5 protein-coding genes are annotated in these 5,349 nt (G+C 28.7%); 4 read left to right on the forward strand and 1 reads right to left on the reverse strand.

Annotated elements, in window-relative coordinates; translation table 11 throughout:
• Together ACRC8M_RS10890 and ACRC8M_RS10895 are read left to right on the forward strand one after the other, a co-directional pair.
• Positions 1-812 (forward strand): AbgT family transporter (locus ACRC8M_RS10890; protein ID WP_438529142.1); only part of this gene is annotated, 812 nt, incomplete at its 5' end.
• Positions 813-829: 17 nt separating this feature from the next.
• Positions 830-2,026, forward strand: a complete 1,197-nt coding sequence (locus tag ACRC8M_RS10895) for a M24 family metallopeptidase (RefSeq protein WP_438529143.1) — start codon at positions 830-832, stop codon at positions 2,024-2,026.
• A gap of 52 nt (positions 2,027-2,078) precedes the next feature.
• Here ACRC8M_RS10895 and ACRC8M_RS10900 read toward each other — a convergent pair whose 3' ends face one another.
• Complete coding sequence (locus ACRC8M_RS10900) at positions 2,079-3,212, reverse strand: ROK family protein (protein WP_438529144.1); 1,134 nt, start codon at positions 3,210-3,212, stop codon at positions 2,079-2,081.
• A 170-nt stretch (positions 3,213-3,382) separates the two neighbouring features.
• Between ACRC8M_RS10900 and xylA the strand changes: the two genes are divergently transcribed.
• The gene (gene xylA / locus ACRC8M_RS10905; protein WP_438529145.1) at positions 3,383-4,690 is read left to right on the forward strand and encodes a xylose isomerase; all 1,308 of its coding nucleotides are present in this window, start codon (positions 3,383-3,385) and stop codon (positions 4,688-4,690) included.
• Positions 4,691-4,706: 16 nt separating this feature from the next.
• Positions 4,707-5,349 (forward strand): substrate-binding domain-containing protein (locus ACRC8M_RS10910; protein WP_438529146.1); only part of this gene is annotated, 643 nt, incomplete at its 3' end.

The following is a 5,349-nucleotide window of genomic DNA, read 5'->3' on the forward strand; positions in this document are numbered from 1 at the left end:
CAAGACTACCAGACTATGATTATTCCAAATTTATACATACTAATGATATAACAGAGGCAGAATATAAAGGGACTAGATGGGCTTTAATATCATTTTTAATTTATATGGTTGTTGTTTTAGCAATGGTTTTACCTCAAAATTCAATTTTAAGAAATCCACAAACAGGATCAATCATGCAGTCACCATTTATGAGTGGAATAATTTTCTTTATGATGTTGTTCTTTTTAATTCCAGGAATATTTTTTGGAATAGGATCAGGAAAATTGAAAAGTGATAAAGATATAATAGATTTAATGACTAAAAGTATATCAGGACTTTCAGGATTTTTCGTTTTAATATTTTTTGCAGGTCAGTTTGTAGCATTTTTTACATACTCTAACTTAGGGACAATTATTTCAGTAAAGGGAGCAGAATTACTTGAAAAAACTGGCTTTGTAGGATTACCACTAATAATTACATTTGTGGTATTTACTGCAATTATCAATTTATTTATGGCAGTAGATACAGCTAAATGGGCATTAATGGCTCCGATTTTTGTTCCTATGTTTTATAAGGTTGGTCTTTCTCCAGAGTTGACTCAAATGGCTTATAGAATAGGAGATTCAAGCACTAATATAATTTCACCACTTATGCCATTTTTTCCATTGATAGTGGCATTTGCTCAAAAATATGATGACGAAGCAGGTATGGGAACTTTAGTATCAACAATGGCTCCATATTCTCTAGCATTTTTAATAGGATGGACACTATTACTTGCAGTTTGGTATGTATTGGGATTACCACTAGGACCAGGAGCTTTTCCTTTAGTATAAAATGAGGAGGAATTTTAATGAGAGATACAGAAAAACAATTTAGAAAATATATACCAAAAAATATTAATTATGTAATAATCTCTTCACCTGAAAATTTTTATTATATTTCAGGTTATGCATCACATCAACATACAGTCTCAAGAATGGCTGGTATGGCAGCAATAGTGATGGGATGTAATTCAAAAGAGGAGTTTACAAAACTTCTTGTTATGGATTATGAATACAATAATGTTATTAAATATGTTAAAGATAAAGATTATGAAGTTATTGCTTATGACACTTGGGTTGGAGTGAAAGAGGAGGAGGAGATATCTAAAAATAAATCTATAAAAAAGAATGACAAAAAAACAATATTCAATCTTTTAGTTGATATAATTGACGCCTCTAAAAATAAAAAAATAAAAGTTGGAATAGAAAAAGATTTTGTTTCAAGTAATTTTTATACTCAATTAGAAAGTATATTTCCGAATATAGAATTTATGGATATTTCAAATCAATTAATTTATTCGAGAAGTGTAAAGACTGAGGAAGAGATATTAATATTTAAAGAATTAATAAAGATTCAAGATAAAGCATTATTAAAAGTTATGAACAGTTTAAGGGTTGATATCAGTGAAAAAGAGCTAGCAGATATTTATATAAAAGAGGTCATAAAAAATTATGGAATTTCACCAAGTACTTGGAGCATGTTTGCAATTGGAGAAAATGCGAGTATATTAGGGTTACCTTCTGAAAAAAAATTAAAAAACGGTGAAGTATTTAAATATGATGGAGGAGTAAATAAAAATTTTAGTTTTTATACAACTGATTTTGCTAGATCATGGATTATTGGAAAAAAAGGTCAAATGTTGGTAGAATTAAAAACTAGACTCTTTGAAGCTCAAAGATTGATGATTGAAAATATGAAACCTGGAGTAAAGATAAAGGAGATTTTTAATTTAGGATATAACTATGTAAAAGAAAAGTATCCTCAGTATGAACGCGGGCATTTAGGACATAGCATTAGTTTAGGACCATCAACATGGGAGGCCCCATTGATAACTAAAACAGAGGAAAGAGTTTTAGAGAAAGGCATGATTTTATGTGTAGAAGTACCACTTTATATAAAAGGCATAGGTGGGTTTAATATTGAAGACATGGTTTTAATAAAAGAGGATGGAGCAGAAATATTAAGTAATATAACGCCACATTTTGGTGAAGGAAATATTTTTTAAAAATTCAAAAAATAGCTACCAATTGTTACTAATTAGTAGCTATTTTTTTATATTATGACCAGTTTTTAAATGGAGCTAAACCAGCACCAATTAAATTAGAAGATTCTCCATATTTTGAGAACTCTAAAATATTTGTATCCTTACAAAATAAATTGTTAAATACTAAATTTTTTAAATTTTCTTCTAAATTGAAGTAATCTTTATAAAAGCAGATCTCTCCCCCAATAATGATTTTGTTTAAATCAAAAATAAGTAAAAGCGTTTGAATAGCTTGAGCCAAATATTTTGTATATTTTTTTAATATTTCTTGTCCAATAGGAGTAATATGTAAATCATTAAAAAATATATCATTAAGAGTATGAATCTCTAAATTAAAATTTTCTTTGAAATCATTTATCAAAGCTGTATTAGAGCAATAACGTTCAAAGCAACCATTATTTCCACAAGTGCAGACTCTTCCATCGGGTACAATTGATATATGACCAATTTCACCCGCTTTAAAGTTATCTCCTTCATATATTCTATTATTTAATACAATTCCAGCACCAATTCCAGTATCAATAGATATAAAAGCTAAATTCTTATATGAAAAGTTATTTAAAATATATTCACCAAAAATTGCAGCATTAGCTTCATTCATCAAAAAAATAGGAAGTTTCATTTCATCTTCAATAAATTTCATATCCTGTGAAAAGATTTGGAAATTAGTACCTATTTCAAATTTTTTAAAAGTATCATCTACAATTCCAGGCAGTGATATTCCAATTCCAATAAGTTTATGTTGCTCTTCAAATCCCTGTAAAAATAGTTTAAGTTGTTGAACAATATATTTAGCAAAATTTTGATTATTGTAAAAATTATTATGAATTTCATTTTTTCTTAAACTCTCACCTAAAATATTAGTTATAATAAAACTAACACGATTAACTTCAAGCTTTATTCCTATTGAATATAAACTATTGGGATTAAATTTATAGGTTGTAGAAGGTCGGTTATGTTTGCTATTTTTCACTCCAATCTCTTTTATAATATTTTCCTCTAAAAATTCTTCGATATATTTTGTAACTGTCGGAAAACTTAAATTTAAATTTTCTGAAATATCCTGCTTATTAAAAATTTTATTTAATGAAATATATTTAAAAATTTTATTCTTATTTTTTAACTTTTCTTTTTTTTGATATCCCATATTAAGCACCCCTTTAATATTTTAATATAATATATAACAGAATTAACTTAAAGTCAATTTAACTATAGATAAAAAAATACTGAAAAAAATTTGACAATTAAATTAAAAAGAGGTAATAAAGAGTTTAATATAATTAAATTGACTTTAATCAGAAAACAAGGAGGAGTTATATGGAATTTTTTTCAAAAGTAGAGAAAGTTAAATTTGAGGGAAAAGATAGTAAAAATTTATTATCATTTAGACATTATAATCCTGATGAGATTGTATTAGGAAAAAAAATGAAAGATCATTTGAAATTTGCAATGTCTTATTGGCACACTTTAACAGCTGGTGGAAATGATCCTTTTGGAGATGCTACTTTAATTAGAGAATGGGATAGTTTATTGCCTATGGAAAAATCAAAAGCTAGAGTAAAAGCTGGATTTGAGTTTATGGAAAAACTTGGATTAGAATACTTTTGTTTTCATGATAAAGATATAGCTCCAGAGGCAGATACTTTAGAAGAGTATTTTAAAAATTTAGATGAAATAGTTGATTTAATAGAAAGTGAAATGAAAAGGACTGGAATAAAATTACTTTGGGGAACATCAAATATGTTTTCTAATCCAAGATTTTTACATGGAGCGGGTACAAGTTGCAATGCTGATGTCTTTGCATGGGCAGCAGCACAGGTTAAAAATGCACTAGATATAACAAAAAGATTAGGTGGTCAAGGGTACGTTTTCTGGGGAGGAAGAGAAGGATACGAAACACTTTTAAATACAGATATGAAGTTAGAGTTAGATAACTTAGCAAGACTTTTAACTTTAGCCACAGAATATGCAGATGAAATAGGATTTAAAGGTCAATTTTATATAGAACCTAAACCAAAAGAACCAACAAAACATCAGTATGACTTTGATGTAGCAACAGTTATGAACTTCTTAAGAGCATATAATTTAGATAAAAAATTTAAAATGAATATAGAAGCAAACCATGCGACATTAGCAGGACATACATTCCAACACGAGCTTCGTTTAGCAAGAATAAATGATATGTTTGGTAGTATAGATGCAAATAAAGGAGATTTATTGTTGGGATGGGATACAGACCAATTTCCTACAGATGTGTATGATGCGACATTGGCAATGTATGAAACACTTATGGCTGGAGGGTTTACAACAGGCGGATTGAACTTTGATGCTAAAGTTAGAAGAACATCAACGGATACTCTAGATTTATTCTATGCTTATATAGGAGGAATGGATACTTTTGCTAAAGGATTAAAAGTAGCAGCTAAATTAATAGAGGATAAAGTATTTGAAAACTTTATTGAAAAGAGATATGAAAGTTATACAAGAGGAGTAGGAAAGGATATAGTAGAAGGAAAAGTTACATTAAAAGAGTTAGCAGAGTATGCTTTGACATTGAAAGATGTTAAAAATGATTCTGGAAGACAAGAGATGTTAGAGAATATTTTAAATAACTATATTTATTAAAAAAGGGGAGATTGTTATGAAAAAAAAGATTTTATCATTAGGAATTTTTTTACTAGCAGGGGCTATGCTTAACACATCTTTAGAAGCGGCAAAAATGAAGATTGGAATGACAGTTGATGACTTAAGATTAGAAAGATGGCAAAGAGATAGGGATATATTTACAGAGGAAGCAAATAAATTGGGAGCGGAAGTTGTTGCAGTGTCAGCAAATGGAGACTCTGATAAGCAGATGAGAGATGCAGAAAATTTAATATCACAAGGAATTGATTTGTTGGTAGTAATTCCTAATAATGGTGATGTAATGGGTGCTATTGTTGATCAAGCACACCAAGATGGAATAAAAGTCTTAGCATATGATAGATTATTAACAAATTCAGATGTTGATGCCTATATATCTTTTGATAATGAAAAAGTAGGAGAGTTACAAGGGAAAGCAATTGTTGAAGTAATGCCAAAAGGAAGATATTTTATGATGGGAGGATCTCCAACTGATAATAATGCAAAGATGTTTAGAGCTGGACAAATGAAAGCAGTTCAACCTTATATTGATAGTGGAGAGATAGTAATAGTAGGAGATCAATGGGTAAAAGATTGGTTACCAGAAGAAGCTATGAAAATAATGGAAAATGCTTTAACTGCAAATGACAATAAGATAGATG

Origin of the sequence: Cetobacterium sp. (assembly GCF_051653945.1) — a bacterium.
Lineage (GTDB): Bacteria > Fusobacteriota > Fusobacteriia > Fusobacteriales > Fusobacteriaceae > Cetobacterium_A.